Source organism: Pseudomonas rustica (assembly GCF_049959085.1).
Classification (GTDB): Bacteria; Pseudomonadota; Gammaproteobacteria; order Pseudomonadales; family Pseudomonadaceae; genus Aquipseudomonas; species Aquipseudomonas rustica.
The window spans coordinates 4,705,113-4,720,886 of record NZ_CP188200.1 but is presented as its reverse complement, the minus strand read 5'-3'; the positions used below and the strand labels follow the sequence as shown (position 1 = coordinate 4,720,886).

Here is a 15,774-nt window from a genome sequence, read left to right as displayed (position 1 = left end):
CATGCCAAAACGTACAGACATTAAAAGCATCCTGATTCTCGGCGCTGGCCCGATCGTTATCGGCCAGGCCTGCGAATTCGACTACTCCGGCGCCCAGGCCTGTAAAGCCCTGCGCGAAGAGGGCTACCGCGTCATCCTGGTGAACTCCAACCCGGCCACCATCATGACCGACCCGGACATGGCCGACGCGACCTACATCGAGCCGATCAAGTGGCAGACCGTTGCCAAGATCATCGAGAAAGAGCGTCCGGACGCCGTGTTGCCAACCATGGGCGGCCAGACTGCTCTGAACTGCGCCCTGGACCTGGAACGCGAAGGCATTCTGGAGAAGTTCGGCGTAGAAATGATCGGCGCCAACGCCGACACCATCGACAAGGCTGAAGACCGTTCGCGTTTCGACAAGGCGATGAAATCCATCGGCCTGGCGTGCCCGCGCTCCGGTATCGCCCACAGCATGGAAGAAGCCAACGCGGTTCTCGAAACCCTCGGCTTCCCGTGCATCATCCGTCCGTCCTTCACCATGGGCGGCACCGGTGGTGGCATCGCGTACAACCGTGAAGAGTTCGAAGAAATCTGCGCCCGCGGTCTCGACCTGTCGCCGACCAAAGAGCTGCTGATCGACGAATCGCTGATCGGCTGGAAAGAATATGAAATGGAAGTTGTCCGCGACAAAAAGGACAACTGCATCATCGTCTGCTCGATCGAAAACTTTGACCCGATGGGCGTGCACACCGGTGACTCGATCACCGTGGCTCCAGCACAAACCCTGACCGACAAGGAATACCAGATCCTGCGTAACGCCTCCCTGGCGGTACTGCGCGAGATCGGCGTCGAGACCGGCGGTTCCAACGTGCAATTCGGTATCTGCCCGGACACTGGCCGTATGGTCGTGATCGAAATGAACCCGCGCGTATCGCGTTCCTCGGCGCTGGCTTCGAAAGCCACCGGTTTCCCGATCGCCAAAGTCGCGGCCAAACTGGCTGTGGGCTACACCCTCGACGAACTGTCGAACGACATCACCGGCGGCAAAACCCCGGCGTCCTTCGAGCCGTCGATCGACTACGTCGTCACCAAGCTGCCACGCTTCGCTTTCGAGAAGTTCGCCAAGGCTGACGCACGTCTGACCACGCAAATGAAGTCGGTCGGTGAGGTCATGGCCATCGGCCGTACCTTCCAGGAATCCCTGCAGAAAGCTCTGCGCGGTCTGGAAGTTGGCGTTTGCGGTCTGGACGAGAAGCTCGACCTGAGCAACCCGGAAAGCATGAGCGTGCTCAAGCGCGAACTGACCGTGCCAGGCGCCGAGCGCATCTGGTACGTGGCAGACGCTTTCCGCGCCGGCATGACCGTCGAAGAAATCTTCGCGATGAACATGATCGACCCTTGGTTCCTGGTACAGATCGAAGATCTGATCAAGGACGAAGAGAAGGTCAAGACCCTCGGTCTGTCCGCGATCGACCGCGACGTGATGTACAAGCTCAAGCGCAAAGGCTTCTCCGATCAGCGTCTGGCCAAGCTGCTGGGTGTGACCGAGAAGAACCTGCGGACTCACCGTCACAAGCTGGAAGTGTTCCCGGTCTACAAGCGCGTTGACACCTGCGCCGCCGAGTTCGCCACCGACACCGCTTATCTCTATTCGACTTACGAAGAAGAGTGCGAAGCCGCGCCGTCGGATCGCGACAAGATCATGATTCTGGGTGGTGGCCCGAACCGTATCGGCCAAGGTATCGAGTTCGACTACTGCTGCGTTCACGCTGCCCTCGCACTGCGCGAAGACGGCTACGAAACCATCATGGTCAACTGCAACCCGGAAACTGTTTCCACTGACTACGACACCTCCGATCGTCTGTACTTCGAATCGGTAACCCTCGAAGACGTGCTGGAAATCTGCCGCGTCGAGAAGCCAAAAGGCGTGATCGTCCAGTACGGCGGCCAGACTCCACTGAAACTGGCTCGCGCTCTGGAAGCCGCAGGCGTGCCAATCATCGGCACCAGCCCGGACGCGATCGACCGCGCCGAAGACCGTGAGCGTTTCCAGCAAATGGTTGAGCGCCTGAACCTGCGTCAGCCGCCAAACGCCACCGTGCGCAGCGAAGACGAAGCAATTCGTGCCGCCAGCAAGATCGGTTACCCGTTGGTCGTACGCCCATCCTATGTGCTGGGTGGCCGCGCGATGGAAATCGTTTACGAAGAAGAAGAGCTCAAGCGCTACCTGCGTGATGCGGTGAAAGTGTCCAACGACAGCCCGGTGCTGCTCGACCACTTCCTCAACTGCGCCATTGAAATGGACGTGGATGCGGTCTGCGACGGCAAAGACGTCGTCATTGGCGCGATCATGCAGCACATCGAACAGGCTGGCGTTCACTCCGGTGACTCGGCGTGCTCGCTGCCGCCGTACTCGCTGCCTGCGCACATCCAGGACGAGATGCGCGAACAGGTCAAGAAAATGGCCCTGGAGCTGGGCGTTGTCGGCCTGATGAACGTACAGTTGGCGCTGCAAGGCGAAGACATTTACGTCATCGAAGTCAACCCGCGTGCCTCCCGCACCGTACCGTTCGTGTCGAAGTGCATCGGTGTCTCCCTGGCGATGATCGCTGCCCGCGTGATGGCTGGTAAGACCCTGAAAGAAATCGGCTTCACCAAAGAAATCATCCCGAACTTCTACAGCGTGAAAGAGGCGGTCTTCCCGTTCGCCAAATTCCCTGGCGTTGACCCGATCCTCGGCCCAGAAATGAAGTCGACCGGTGAAGTGATGGGCGTCGGCGACACCTTCGGTGAAGCATTCGCCAAAGCCCAGATGGGCGCGAGCGAAGTGCTGCCGACCGGCGGTACTGCGTTCATCAGCGTACGTGACGACGACAAGCCATTGGTTGCAGGCGTGGCCCGTGATCTGATCAACTTGGGCTTCGAAGTGGTTGCCACTGCCGGTACTGCCAAGCTGATCGAAGCCGCAGGTCTGAAAGTGCGCCGTGTGAACAAGGTGACCGAGGGTCGTCCGCACGTGGTCGACATGATCAAGAATGACGAAGTCACGCTGATCATCAACACCACCGAAGGTCGTCAGTCGATCGCTGATTCGTACTCCATTCGTCGTAATGCCTTGCAGCACAAGATCTACTGCACCACTACCATTGCTGCTGGCGAAGCTATCTGTGAAGCGCTGAAGTTCGGTCCGGAAAAGACCGTGCGCCGCTTGCAAGATCTACACGCAGGATTGAAGGCATGAGCATAACCAAATACCCAATGACTGTTCAGGGCGCCAAAGCCCTGGAAGAAGAACACACTCACCTGACCAAGGTCGTCCGTCCGAAGCTCAGCCAGGACATCGGTACGGCTCGCGAGCTGGGTGACTTGAAGGAAAACGCTGAATACCATGCCGCGCGCGAACAGCAAGGCATGGTCGAGGCGCGGATTCGTGACATCGAAGGCCGGATTCAGAATCAGGTCATCATTGATGTCACGTCGATCCCGCACACTGGCAAAGTGATTTTCGGCACGACCGTGGAAATTGCCAACGTCGAGACGGATGAGCGCGTTACTTACCACATCGTGGGTGAGGACGAGGCTGACTTCAAACTCGGCAAGATTTCCGTCGGTTCGCCACTGGCCCGAGCCTTGATTGCTAAGGAAGAGGGTGATGTGGTGGCGGTTAAAACGCCTGGTGGCGTGATCGAGTACGAGATTGTCGAAGTCCGTCACATCTGAAAAAGGGCGCCCGCTGCACGCGGGCGCCATGCTTTGGCAGCTGACCCAGATGTTATGGGTCGGCGGTCTATGGCTTATTCATCTCGGTTTGCAGCCGGCACTGGGCAAAATTGGCCTGGCGCCGCTGCTGATCGATGAAGTAGCCGCTGCATTTGAAGTGCTGGTGGTGGGATTCGCTGCCGCTTGCGTGATATTTCAGGCTTTGGTGCTGGTTCAGGCCGAAGGCCTTGCCAGTCTATGGCGGGATTTTCGCGGGCAGGTGCTGCTGATGGCGTTGTACGCGTGCGCGATGTTTGTCGCGGTGCGTGTCGGCTGGCCAGAGGCGCAGCGCTGGCAGGAATTCAGTTTTCTGATTCTGGGCTTTTCCGGTTTGATACTGGTAATGCAACCGGTGCCGGGGTGGAGTGTCAGGGTGCGCGAAGCACACCCTTGACCCCTGTCATCACTTGAAGCGATGAACGTTCGACAGCTGCTTGTTGGCGCTGAAGTTCTTGCGATACACCAGTGCCATCTTGCCGATGACCTGTACCAGATCCGCTTTGCCGACCTTGCACAGCTCTGCGATTTGCGCCAGGCGCGCTTCGCGATCAAGGATGGTGAGCTTGATCTTGATCAGCTCGTGATCCGCCAATGCACGTTCAAATTCGGCTAACACACCTTCAGTCAAACCATTGTCGGCTACCGTCAAAACGGGTTTCAGATGGTGGCCAATGGATTTGTACTGTTTCTTCTGCTCTTGAGTGAGCGGCATAATCTGACCCTTTCGTCTGGATTCTGTAAAATGGCGGCCATTTTACCCGAGGGCTCGTGGATCCGCCCAATTAATCACGACCCTAATTATCGAGGTGCCCAATGGCGCGTTCCAAGACAAGCCTTGGTTGGCTGAAAAGACATGTTAATGACCCGTATGTGAAGCAGGCCCAGAAGGATGGCTACCGCTCGCGTGCGAGTTACAAGCTTCTGGAAGTCCAGGAGAAGTACAAGCTGATCCGTCCCGGCATGAGCGTTGTCGACCTGGGCGCAGCGCCTGGCGGCTGGTCGCAGGTCACCAGCCGGTTGATCGGCGGTCAGGGGCGTCTGATCGCCTCGGACATTCTGGAAATGGACAGCATTCCGGACGTGACTTTCATTCAAGGTGACTTCACTGAGGACGCGGTGCTCGCGCAGATCCTTGAGGCGGTAGGTAATTCGCAGGTGGACCTTGTGATTTCCGATATGGCCCCCAATATGAGTGGTACGCCCGAAGTGGACATGCCCAAAGCCATGTTTCTTTGCGAACTGGCGCTAGACTTGGCGGAGCGAATCCTCAAGCCGGGCGGTAATTTTGTAATCAAGATTTTTCAGGGTGAAGGGTTCGATACCTACCTGAAGGATGCTCGCAAGAAGTTCGACAAGATCCAGATGATCAAGCCGGACTCTTCTCGAGGCACCTCCCGCGAGCAATACATGCTGGCTTGGGGCTACCGCGGGCGTAGTGAGTAAAACGGAGTTTTTTTGGCGGGGTGATAGGTTTTTCGTATTTCGCCCCGAGCGCATTAGCGAATATTGTGTAGAAAGTGTTTCACAAAGGGTTACAGACGGCGCCTGCCAGAGCCGTAGGTAATGTAGTAAGTTAGGCCGGTGAATATCATGCGAAGCGCGCGCCAGTAGCGGAGCTTGCTTCAGAGGGTAGTTAATTGAACGATATGGCAAAGAATCTGATCCTGTGGTTGATCATCGCGGCTGTCCTGGTGACAGTGATGAACAACTTCTCCAGCCCTAACGAGCCGCAGACCCTCAACTATTCCGACTTCATCCAGCAGGTCAAGGATGGCAAGGTCGAACGCGTAGCGGTTGATGGCTATGTGATTACCGGCAAACGCAACGATGGCGACAGCTTCAAGACCATTCGTCCGGCGATTCAGGACAATGGCCTGATCGGCGATCTGGTCGACAATCACGTTGTGGTTGAAGGCAAACAGCCTGAGCAGCAAAGCATCTGGACCCAGCTTCTGGTGGCCAGCTTCCCGATCCTGGTGATCATCGCGGTGTTCATGTTCTTCATGCGCCAGATGCAGGGCGGTGCCGGCGGCAAGGGCGGGCCGATGAGCTTCGGCAAGAGCAAGGCGCGCCTGCTCTCCGAAGATCAGGTAAAAACCACGTTGGCTGACGTTGCCGGTTGCGACGAAGCCAAGGAAGAAGTGGGCGAGCTGGTTGAATTCCTCCGTGACCCGGGCAAGTTCCAGCGCCTGGGCGGTCGTATTCCTCGCGGCGTGCTGATGGTCGGTCCTCCGGGTACCGGTAAAACCTTGCTGGCCAAGGCGATTGCCGGCGAAGCCAAAGTGCCGTTCTTCACCATTTCCGGTTCTGACTTCGTCGAGATGTTCGTCGGTGTCGGTGCCAGCCGTGTGCGTGACATGTTCGAGCAGGCGAAGAAACACGCGCCTTGCATCATCTTCATCGATGAAATCGACGCCGTCGGCCGCCATCGTGGCGCCGGCATGGGTGGTGGTCACGATGAGCGTGAGCAGACTCTCAACCAGTTGCTGGTTGAGATGGACGGCTTCGAAATGAACGACGGCATCATTGTTATCGCTGCAACCAACCGTCCTGACGTACTCGACCCTGCGCTGCTGCGTCCGGGCCGTTTCGACCGTCAGGTTGTGGTCGGTCTGCCGGATATCCGTGGTCGCGAGCAGATCCTCAAAGTCCACATGCGCAAAGTGCCAATGGGTGACGACGTCGCTCCGGCCGTGATCGCACGTGGTACTCCGGGCTTCTCCGGTGCTGACCTGGCTAACCTGGTCAACGAAGCGTCGCTGTTCGCTGCACGTAGCGGCAAGCGCATCGTCGAGATGAAAGAATTCGAACTGGCCAAAGACAAGATCATGATGGGCGCCGAGCGCAAATCGATGGTCATGTCCGAGAAAGAAAAGCAGAACACTGCTTATCACGAAGCGGGCCACGCCATTGTGGGTCGCGTCGTGCCTGAGCATGATCCGGTCTACAAGGTGTCGATCATCCCGCGCGGTCGTGCGCTGGGTGTGACCATGTTCCTGCCGGAAGAAGATCGCTACAGCCTGTCCAAGCGCGCACTGATCAGTCAGATCTGCTCGCTGTACGGCGGCCGTATCGCTGAGGAAATGACCCTGGGCTTCGACGGTGTCACCACCGGTGCTTCCAACGACATCATGCGTGCCAGCCAGATTGCACGGAATATGGTGACGAAATGGGGCCTGTCGGAAAAACTCGGTCCGCTGATGTACGCCGAAGAAGAGGGCGAAGTGTTCCTCGGCCGCGGCGGTGGTGGTCAGGCGGCCAGCTTCTCCGGTGAGACTGCCAAGCTCATCGACTCCGAAGTGCGCAGCATCATTGATCAATGCTACGGCACGGCCAAGCAGATCCTCACGGACAACCGTGACAAGCTCGATGCCATGGCTGACGCTCTGATGAAGTACGAAACGATCGATGCTGAACAGATCGACGACATCATGGCCGGTCGCACACCTCGCGAACCTCGCGACTGGTCGGGTGGCACGGGTACACCGCCGCCGCCTCCGGTTGTACAGGATGAGCGTCCGGAAACACCGATTGGCGGTCCGGCTGCTGACGTTTAAGGTTTGAAATGACTTTTGCACAGTCCCTGACCCGGTTGCCTTGCGGCAACCGGGTTCTTGATTTGGCCCATACGCATGTCATGGGCATTCTCAATGTCACTCCCGATTCCTTTTCCGATGGCGGCCAATACAGCCAGCTCGACGCGGCCCTGCGCCACGCGGAAGCCATGGTCGCCGCCGGTGCGACGCTGATCGATGTTGGCGGCGAGTCGACCCGACCCGGTGCGCGTGCGGTTTCGCCGCTAGAAGAGCTTGAGCGCGTCGCGCCAATCGTGGAGCTGATCAATCGCGAACTTGATGTAGTTATTTCAGTTGATACCTCGACGCCCGCGGTGATGCGCGAAACGGCTCGTCTCGGTGCTGGCCTGATTAACGATGTCCGTTCATTGCAGCGTGATGGTGCTCTGGATGCGGCAGCGGCAACTGGTTTGCCGGTGTGCCTGATGCATATGCTGGGTGAGCCTGGCGATATGCAGGACAATCCGCACTATCAGGATGTCACTCGGGAAGTCGGTGAGTTTCTCGCCGAGCGCATGACGCAATGTGCGGCTGCCGGTATTCCTGCCGAGCGAATCATTCTCGACCCGGGATTTGGCTTCGCCAAAACCCTGCAGCACAATCTAAGCTTGTTCAAGCACATGGAGGCCCTGCATGCGTTGGGCCGGCCGCTGCTGGTGGGCGTTTCTCGTAAAAGCATGATCGGGCAGGCGCTGAATCGTCCTGTCGGTGAGCGGCTGCACGGCGGTTTGGCACTGGCGGCACTGGCGTCGCTGAAAGGTGCGCGTATATTGCGTGTCCATGATGTGGCGGAAACGGTAGACGTGGTGCGGATGCTCGCGGCCGTGGAATCAGCTGAATAAGAATGATGGAGCACTTATGAGCAAGAAATATTTTGGTACTGACGGCATTCGTGGTCGAGTCGGTGAATACCCGATTACCCCTGACTTCATGCTCAAGCTTGGCTGGGCTGCCGGCATGGCGTTCCGCAAGATGGGTGCCTGCAAGGTGCTGGTCGGCAAGGACACGCGGATTTCCGGCTACATGTTCGAATCGGCGCTTGAAGCCGGCCTGACTTCGGCGGGTGCCGATGTGATGCTGCTGGGCCCGATGCCGACGCCCGCGATCGCTTACCTGTCGCGTACGTTCCAGGCTGAAGCCGGCATTGTGATCAGTGCCTCGCACAATCCACACGACGATAACGGTATCAAGTTTTTCTCCGGCAAAGGCACCAAGCTGCCAGATGAGCTGGAGTTGATGATTGAAGAGCTGCTCGATACGCCGATGACGGTGGTTGAGTCGAGCAAGATCGGCAAGGTGTCGCGTATCAACGACGCATCCGGTCGTTACATCGAGTTCTGCAAAAGCAGTGTGCCGACCGGTACCAGCTTCTCCGGGCTGAAAATTGTTATCGACTGCGCCCACGGTGCGACCTACAAGGTAGCGCCTAGCGTGTTCCGTGAGCTGGGTGCGGAAGTGGTGGTGCTGTCGGCGCAACCTAATGGCCTGAACATCAACGACAACTGCGGCTCGACCCATATGGGCCAGTTGCAGGCGGCGGTGCTGGCTGAGCATGCTGATCTGGGTATTGCCTTCGATGGCGATGGTGATCGCGTGTTGATGGTCGATCACACCGGTGCCATCGTTGATGGTGACGAGCTGTTGTTCATCATCGCCCGTGACCTGCATGAGCGCGGCAAGCTGCAGGGCGGCGTAGTCGGTACACTGATGAGCAACCTGGGTCTTGAGTTGGCGCTGGCGGAGCTTTCAATTCCGTTTATCCGTGCCAATGTCGGTGACCGCTATGTGATTGCTGAATTGCTCGAACGCAACTGGCTGGTCGGTGGTGAAAATTCCGGGCACATCGTTTGCTTCAATCACACCACGACCGGTGATGCGATCATCGCGGCGTTGCAGGTGCTGATGGCGCTCAAGACTCGTAACGAGGGTCTGGCGCAAAGCCGTCAGGCGCTGCGCAAGTGCCCTCAAGTGCTGATCAACGTGCGTTTTGGCGGCGGCGATAATCCGCTGGAGCATCCTGCTGTCAAGGAAGCCAGTGCGCGTGTGACCCAGGCAATGGCGGGTCGTGGTCGTGTGCTTTTGCGCAAGTCCGGGACAGAGCCTCTGGTGCGCGTCATGGTCGAAGGCGAGGACGAAACCCAGGTTCGCAGCTACGCCGAAGAACTGGCAAAACTGGTAACTGAAGTTTCTGCCTGATTCGGCTTGCAAGGCATGATTGTGTTGGGTAACATCTGCGCCCACTTTGACCGACGAGGTACAGCATGCGTCGCCCTATGGTAGCTGGTAACTGGAAGATGCACGGTACCCGCGCCAGCGTCGCTGAGCTGATCAACGGCCTTCGTCATCTGGCCTTGCCAAGCGGTGTTGATGTCGCGGTATTCCCGCCTTGCTTGTATATCAATCAAGTGGTTGATGGCTTGAAAGGTAAATCGATTTCGGTCGGTGCGCAGAATTCTGCGGTGGAATCCATGCAAGGTGCATTGACCGGTGAAATTGCACCGAGTCAGTTGGTGGATGCAGGTTGTTCCCTTGTGCTTGTCGGGCACTCCGAACGCCGCCAGATCATGGGTGAGCGAGACGGGATGCTGAATCGCAAGTTCGCAGCGGCACAGGCATGTGGCTTGATTCCGGTGTTGTGTGTAGGGGAAACCCTCGAGCAGCGCGAAGCCGGGAAAACTCTTGAGGTTGTCGGGCGTCAGCTGGGCAGTATCATCGAGGAGCTGGGTGTTGGTGCTTTTGCAAAAGCAGTCATTGCTTACGAGCCTGTCTGGGCCATTGGCACCGGACTGACTGCAACGCCGCAACAGGCGCAGGATGTGCATAAAGCCATTCGCGAGCAGTTGGCGGCAGAGAATTCTGAAGTCGCACGAGGTGTGCGGCTTCTATACGGCGGCAGCGTGAAGGCGGCCAATGCGGTCGAACTGTTCGGCATGCCGGATATCGATGGGGGGCTCATTGGTGGAGCTTCCCTGAATGCAGATGAGTTCGGTGCGATCTGTCGCGCCGCGGGAAACTGAAAAAATGCTGGAAACAGTCGTAGTCGTTTTTCATCTGCTGGGTGCATTGGGCGTAGTTGCTCTGGTTTTGCTGCAGCAGGGTAAGGGTGCGGACGCTGGCGCGTCTTTCGGAGCAGGTGCTTCAAATACTGTGTTCGGAAGCCAAGGTTCCTCTACCTTTCTTAGTAAGTTTACTGCTATACTTGCCGCCGGTTTCTTCATAACCAGCTTAGGGTTAGGTTACTTTGCTAAAGAGAAAGCTCACCAGCTGACTCAAGCAGGTTTGCCAAACCCGGCAGTGTTGGAAGTACCTAAGCAACAACAACCGGCTTCTGATGATGTCCCGGTGCTTCAAGAGCAAAAGTCGGCTACTCCAGCGACTGACGTACCTCCAGCTCAAGAGCAGAAGTAAGAAGGGTTTCAAACGTAGTTTTGCCGAGGTGGTGGAATTGGTAGACACGCAACCTTGAGGTGGTTGTGCCCATAGGGTGTAGGGGTTCGAGTCCCCTTCTCGGTACCAATTAGTCAGGAGAGCCCGCTGTTGCGGGCTTTCTTGCAGGTGGAAGGTTACATTGACCCTATAAGGGATCGGTCGTATACTTCCGCCCCAGCTTTGTCGCGGGGTGGAGCAGTCTGGTAGCTCGTCGGGCTCATAACCCGAAGGTCGTCGGTTCAAATCCGGCCCCCGCAACCAGTTTAAGGAGCCCCTTTTCAGGGGCTTTTTGTTAGCTGGACACTTTCAACGCCGCTGTTCGACGGCGTTTCAAGGATGGGCGTTTCGCCCATTTTTTTATTTTGCAAAGCATGCACATATCATGCACTAGGGGGTTCAGGTGTCGAGCAAGCTAGAAGAGTTGCAGGCCTTGCTGGCCCCGGTGGTCGTGGCCCTGGGCTATGAATGCTGGGGTATCGAGTTTTCGGCTCAGGGTCGTCACTCGATGTTGCGCGTTTATATCGATAAAGAGGGTGGCGTGCTGGTGGACGATTGCGCCATTGTCAGCCGTCAGATCAGTGGTGTGCTGGATGTTGAAGATCCAATCACCGTTGAATACACCCTTGAAGTTTCCTCGCCTGGCATGGAGCGCCCACTGTTCACTATTGAGCAGTTCGCCCAGTTTGTCGGTGAACAAGTGAAGATCAAGCTGCGCTCGCCTTTTGAAGGTCGACGCAACTTTCAGGGCCTTCTGCGCGGTGTAGAAGAACAGGATGTCGTGGTGCAGGTAGACGACCATGAATTCCTGTTGCCGATCGATATGATCGACAAGGCCAACATTATTCCCAGTTTTGACTGAGACGCGGATCCCGCGGATCCAATGGCTTGCGAAAGGCGAGGCGTACGATGAGCAAAGAAGTACTGCTGGTTGTTGAGTCGGTATCCAATGAAAAGGGCGTACCGGCAAGCGTAATTTTTGAAGCGCTGGAGCTGGCTTTGGCCACTGCTACCAAAAAGCGTTTTGAAGACGAAGTTGACCTGCGTGTGGAAATTAACCGCCACACCGGGGCATACGAAACTTTCCGTCGCTGGACGGTCGTCGAAGAGGATGATCTCGACGATCCGGCCATCGAAACCTGGCCGAGCAAGGTTGCTGAAACGCATCCGGGTGCCAACGTTGGCGACGTCGTCGAAGAAAAGATCGAATCCATCGAGTTCGGCCGCATTGCTGCACAGACTGCCAAACAAGTCATCGTGCAGAAAGTGCGTGAAGCCGAGCGCGCTCAAGTGGTCGACGCTTATCGCGAGCGCCTGGGAGAAATCATCTCCGGCACCGTGAAGAAAGTCACCCGCGACAACGTGATCGTCGATCTGGGTAACAACGCTGAAGCGTTGCTGGCCCGTGAAGACATCATTTCTCGCGAAACCTTCCGTGTCGGCGTGCGTCTGCGTGCGCTGCTCAAGGAAATCCGCACCGAGAACCGCGGCCCGCAGCTGATCCTGTCGCGTACCGCGCCGGAAATGCTGATCGAGTTGTTCCGCATCGAAGTGCCGGAAATTGCTGAAGGCCTGATCGAAGTAATGGCAGCGTCCCGTGATCCGGGTTCGCGCGCCAAGATCGCCGTCCGCTCCAAGGACAAACGCATTGACCCACAAGGTGCTTGCATCGGTATGCGCGGTTCGCGCGTCCAGGCAGTGTCGGGTGAGTTGGGCGGTGAGCGTGTTGATATCGTTCTTTGGGACGACAACCCGGCTCAGTTCGTGATCAACGCCATGTCCCCGGCTGAGGTTGCGGCAATTATCGTTGACGAAGATGCCCACGCAATGGACATCGCCGTTGGCGCAGACAATCTGGCTCAGGCCATCGGTCGCGGTGGTCAGAACGTGCGTCTGGCCAGCCAGTTGACTGGCTGGACCCTGAACGTGATGACCGAATCGGACATCCAGGCTAAGCAGCAAGCAGAAACCGGCGACATCCTGCGCAACTTCATCGACGAGCTGGAAGTCGACGAAGACCTGGCTCAGGTGCTGGTAGATGAAGGCTTCACCAGCCTGGAAGAGATTGCCTACGTACCGGTGGAAGAAATGCTCAACATCGACGGCTTTGACGAAGATACCGTCAACGAGCTTCGCGCTCGTGCCAAGGATCGTTTGTTGACCAAAGCCATCGCTACTGAGGAAAAGCTGGCAGACGCCCATCCGGCCGAAGACCTGCTCTCGCTTGAGGGTATGGACAAGGATTTGGCGATGGAACTGGCGGTGCGCGGCGTAATTACCCGCGAAGACCTGGCCGAGCAGTCTATTGACGACCTGCTCGACATCGACGGCATTGACGATGATCGTGCCGGCAAGTTGATCATGGCCGCCCGAGCCCACTGGTTCGAGTAATTAGGCGCGGCCTGAGGAGAGAAGTGCATGACGCAAGTCACGGTGAAACAACTGGCCGATGAGGTCAAAACACCGGTAGAGCGCCTGTTGCAGCAGATGCGTGAGGCAGGTCTGCCGCACACCGCCGCCGAAGAAAATGTGACTGACAGTGAGAAGCAGTCCCTGCTGACTCACTTGAAAAGCAGCCACAAGGCGAAAGTGGAAGAACCACGCAAGATCACGCTGCAGCGTAAAACCACCAGCACCCTGCGTGTTGCTGGCAGCAAAAGCATCAGCGTTGAAGTCCGCAAAAAGAAAGTTTTCGTACAGCGCAGCCCGGAAGAAATCGAAGCCGAGCGCAAGCGTGAACTGGATGAGCGTCGCGCAGTAGAAAATGCTGCCCGTCAGAAGGCTGAAGAAGAAGCCAAGCAACGCGCCGAAGTAGAAGCGCGTAACCAGCCTGCTGCTGCGCAGAATGCTAATAGCGCCCCTGCTGCTGCGCCGGTTGCCGCTGCCGAACCTGTACGCGAAAGCGCACCGGTCGCTGCCGCTGCTCCAGCTCCGTCTGCTGAAGTTCGCAACAAGCAGAACGAACAGCGCCGTCCGGACAAGCCACGTGCTGACGATAACAATCGTCGCAGCGGTGGCGGTGATGGCGAGCGCAAAAACGCTCCGCATCGCGCCTCGGTCAAAGAAAAAGCGCCGGCTCCACGTGTGGCGCCACGCACTACCGACGAAGAAAGCGATGGCTTCCGTCGTGGTGGTCGCGGCAAGGCCAAGCTGAAGAAGCGCAACGCGCACGGTTTCCAGAGCCCAACCGGCCCTGTCGTGCGTGATGTGCAGATCGGCGAGACCATCACTGTTGGCGATCTCGCCAATCAGATGTCGGTCAAGGCTGCTGAAATCATCAAGTTCATGTTCAAACTGGGTACTCCAGCGACCATCAACCAGGTGCTTGATCAGGAAACTGCTCAACTGGTAGCCGAAGAACTGGGCCACAAAGTGACCCTGGTCAGCGACACCGCCCTGGAAGATTCCCTGGCCGAGTCCCTGAAGTTTGAAGGTGAGTCGTTCTCCCGTGCGCCAGTTGTGACCGTAATGGGTCACGTTGACCACGGTAAAACTTCCCTGCTCGACTACATCCGTCGTGCCAAGGTAGCTGCTGGCGAAGCCGGTGGTATCACCCAGCACATCGGTGCGTACCACGTTGAAACCGAACGCGGCATGGTCACCTTCCTCGACACCCCGGGTCACGCCGCGTTTACCGCAATGCGTGCTCGTGGTGCCAAGGCGACTGACATCGTGATCCTGGTGGTTGCAGCGGACGACGGCGTGATGCCGCAGACCATTGAAGCTGTTCAGCACGCGGTAGCGGCTGGCGTTCCACTGGTTGTAGCAGTGAACAAAATCGACAAGCCGGGCGCCGATCTTGATCGCATCCGTAGCGAACTGTCGGTTCACGGCGTGACGTCTGAAGAGTGGGGCGGTGATACGCCGTTCGTTCCGGTTTCGGCGAAAGTCGGTACTGGCGTGGACGAGCTGCTGGAAGCCGTTCTGCTGCAAGCTGAAGTTCTCGAACTGAAAGCAACACCATCGGCTCCTGGCCGTGGCGTTGTGGTTGAATCGCGTCTCGACAAAGGTCGTGGCCCGGTTGCAACCGTTCTGGTTCAAGACGGTACCCTGCGCCAAGGCGACATGGTGCTGGTCGGTTCGAACTATGGCCGCGTGCGCGCCATGCTCGACGAGAACGGCAAGCCAATCAAAGAAGCCGGTCCTTCCATCCCAGTCGAGATCCTCGGCCTGGACGGTACCCCGGACGCTGGCGACGAGATGAGCGTTGTTGCTGACGAGAAGAAAGCCCGTGAAGTGGCTCTGTTCCGTCAAGGCAAGTTCCGCGAAGTCAAACTGGCTCGCGCTCACGCCGGCAAGCTGGAAAACATCTTCGAAAACATGGGTCAGGCAGAGAAGAAGACGCTCAACATCGTCCTCAAATCCGACGTCCGTGGTTCGCTGGAAGCGTTGAACGGTGCCTTGAATGGCCTGGGCAACGACGAAGTACAAGTGCGCGTAGTAGGCGGCGGCGTGGGTGGTATCACCGAATCCGACGCTAACCTGGCACTGGCTTCGAACGCTGTACTGTTCGGCTTCAACGTGCGTGCCGATGCTGGCGCACGGAAGATCGTCGAGCAGGAAGGTCTGGATATGCGTTACTACAACGTGATCTACGACATCATCGAAGACGTCAAGAAAGCCCTGACCGGTATGCTCGGCAGCGATGTTCGCGAGAACATCCTGGGTATCGCCGAAGTGCGTGACGTGTTCCGTTCGCCGAAGTTTGGCGCGATCGCTGGTTGCATGGTGATCGAAGGTGTTGTGCACCGTAACCGTCCGATCCGCGTACTGCGTGAAGACATCGTTATCTTCGAAGGCGAGCTGGAATCCCTGCGCCGCTTCAAGGATGACGCTTCCGAAGTACGTGCCGGCATGGAATGCGGTATCGGCGTTAAGAGCTACAACGACGTTAAAGTCGGCGACAAGATCGAAGTCTTCGAGAAGGTTCAGGTTGCTCGCAGCCTCTAACTCGCGCACTTCAGGAGCCGTGATGGCCGGCCGCACTCAAGGGTGTGGCGCATCACAAGGACTCTAAACGCAACGCCCGGTC

The 15,774-nt window shown here is 57.6% G+C and carries 13 protein-coding genes and 2 tRNA genes; 14 read left to right on the top strand and 1 reads right to left on the bottom strand.

Features of this window, described 5'->3' with window-relative positions; translation table 11 throughout:
• Position 1: 1 nt before the first annotated feature.
• From carB to ACP3TY_RS21565, 3 genes are read left to right on the top strand one after another with little or no spacing between them, the layout of a single operon-like run.
• A complete protein-coding gene (gene carB / locus ACP3TY_RS21575) occupies positions 2-3,223 on the top strand; it encodes a carbamoyl-phosphate synthase large subunit (RefSeq protein WP_426618439.1) in 3,222 nt (1,073 codons plus the stop codon).
• A 2-nt stretch (positions 3,224-3,225) separates the two neighbouring features.
• Entirely contained in the window at positions 3,226-3,702 is a 477-nt protein-coding gene (gene greA / locus ACP3TY_RS21570) for a transcription elongation factor GreA (protein ID WP_053117947.1), read from the top strand.
• Positions 3,703-3,730: 28 nt separating this feature from the next.
• A complete protein-coding gene (locus tag ACP3TY_RS21565; RefSeq protein WP_053117026.1) occupies positions 3,731-4,135 on the top strand; it encodes a hypothetical protein in 405 nt (134 codons plus the stop codon).
• Positions 4,136-4,144: 9 nt separating this feature from the next.
• Here ACP3TY_RS21565 and ACP3TY_RS21560 read toward each other — a convergent pair whose 3' ends face one another.
• The gene (locus ACP3TY_RS21560) at positions 4,145-4,453 is read right to left on the bottom strand and encodes a YhbY family RNA-binding protein (RefSeq protein WP_053117027.1); all 309 of its coding nucleotides are present in this window, start codon (positions 4,451-4,453) and stop codon (positions 4,145-4,147) included.
• 101 nt (positions 4,454-4,554) lie between these two features.
• On the opposite strand from ACP3TY_RS21560, the gene rlmE reads away from it, so the two are divergent.
• The 11 genes from rlmE (at position 4,555) to infB (ending at position 15,692) form a co-directional block, all read left to right on the top strand.
• Positions 4,555-5,184 (top strand): 23S rRNA (uridine(2552)-2'-O)-methyltransferase RlmE, encoded by a 630-nt coding sequence (rlmE, locus tag ACP3TY_RS21555; RefSeq protein ID WP_053117028.1) that lies wholly within the window; start codon positions 4,555-4,557, stop codon positions 5,182-5,184.
• A 203-nt stretch (positions 5,185-5,387) separates the two neighbouring features.
• Entirely contained in the window at positions 5,388-7,298 is a 1,911-nt protein-coding gene (gene ftsH, locus ACP3TY_RS21550; RefSeq protein ID WP_053117029.1) for an ATP-dependent zinc metalloprotease FtsH, read from the top strand.
• An 8-nt stretch (positions 7,299-7,306) separates the two neighbouring features.
• Complete coding sequence (folP, locus tag ACP3TY_RS21545) at positions 7,307-8,158, top strand: dihydropteroate synthase (RefSeq protein WP_426618438.1); 852 nt, start codon at positions 7,307-7,309, stop codon at positions 8,156-8,158.
• Between the two features lie 16 nt (positions 8,159-8,174).
• Positions 8,175-9,512, top strand: a complete 1,338-nt coding sequence (glmM, locus tag ACP3TY_RS21540; protein ID WP_053117031.1) for a phosphoglucosamine mutase — start codon at positions 8,175-8,177, stop codon at positions 9,510-9,512.
• 65 nt (positions 9,513-9,577) lie between these two features.
• Positions 9,578-10,333: a triose-phosphate isomerase gene (tpiA, locus tag ACP3TY_RS21535; protein ID WP_053117032.1), complete on the top strand. Its 756-nt coding sequence runs from the start codon at positions 9,578-9,580 to the stop codon at positions 10,331-10,333.
• Positions 10,334-10,337: 4 nt separating this feature from the next.
• Positions 10,338-10,724, top strand: coding sequence for a preprotein translocase subunit SecG (gene secG / locus ACP3TY_RS21530; protein WP_016986497.1), 387 nt, complete (start codon positions 10,338-10,340; stop codon positions 10,722-10,724).
• Positions 10,725-10,746: 22 nt separating this feature from the next.
• A tRNA-Leu gene (locus ACP3TY_RS21525) sits at positions 10,747-10,832 on the top strand.
• A 97-nt stretch (positions 10,833-10,929) separates the two neighbouring features.
• Positions 10,930-11,006: transfer RNA gene (locus ACP3TY_RS21520), tRNA-Met, on the top strand.
• A 139-nt stretch (positions 11,007-11,145) separates the two neighbouring features.
• Positions 11,146-11,604 carry a ribosome maturation factor RimP gene (gene rimP, locus ACP3TY_RS21515; RefSeq protein WP_008088338.1) on the top strand — a complete coding sequence of 153 codons (459 nt, stop codon included), beginning with the start codon at positions 11,146-11,148 and terminating at the stop codon, positions 11,602-11,604.
• Positions 11,605-11,651: 47 nt separating this feature from the next.
• Complete coding sequence (nusA, locus tag ACP3TY_RS21510; protein WP_426618437.1) at positions 11,652-13,133, top strand: transcription termination factor NusA; 1,482 nt, start codon at positions 11,652-11,654, stop codon at positions 13,131-13,133.
• A 27-nt stretch (positions 13,134-13,160) separates the two neighbouring features.
• Positions 13,161-15,692 carry a translation initiation factor IF-2 gene (infB, locus tag ACP3TY_RS21505; RefSeq protein ID WP_159812897.1) on the top strand — a complete coding sequence of 844 codons (2,532 nt, stop codon included), beginning with the start codon at positions 13,161-13,163 and terminating at the stop codon, positions 15,690-15,692.
• The last annotated feature ends 82 nt before the right edge of the window (positions 15,693-15,774 follow it).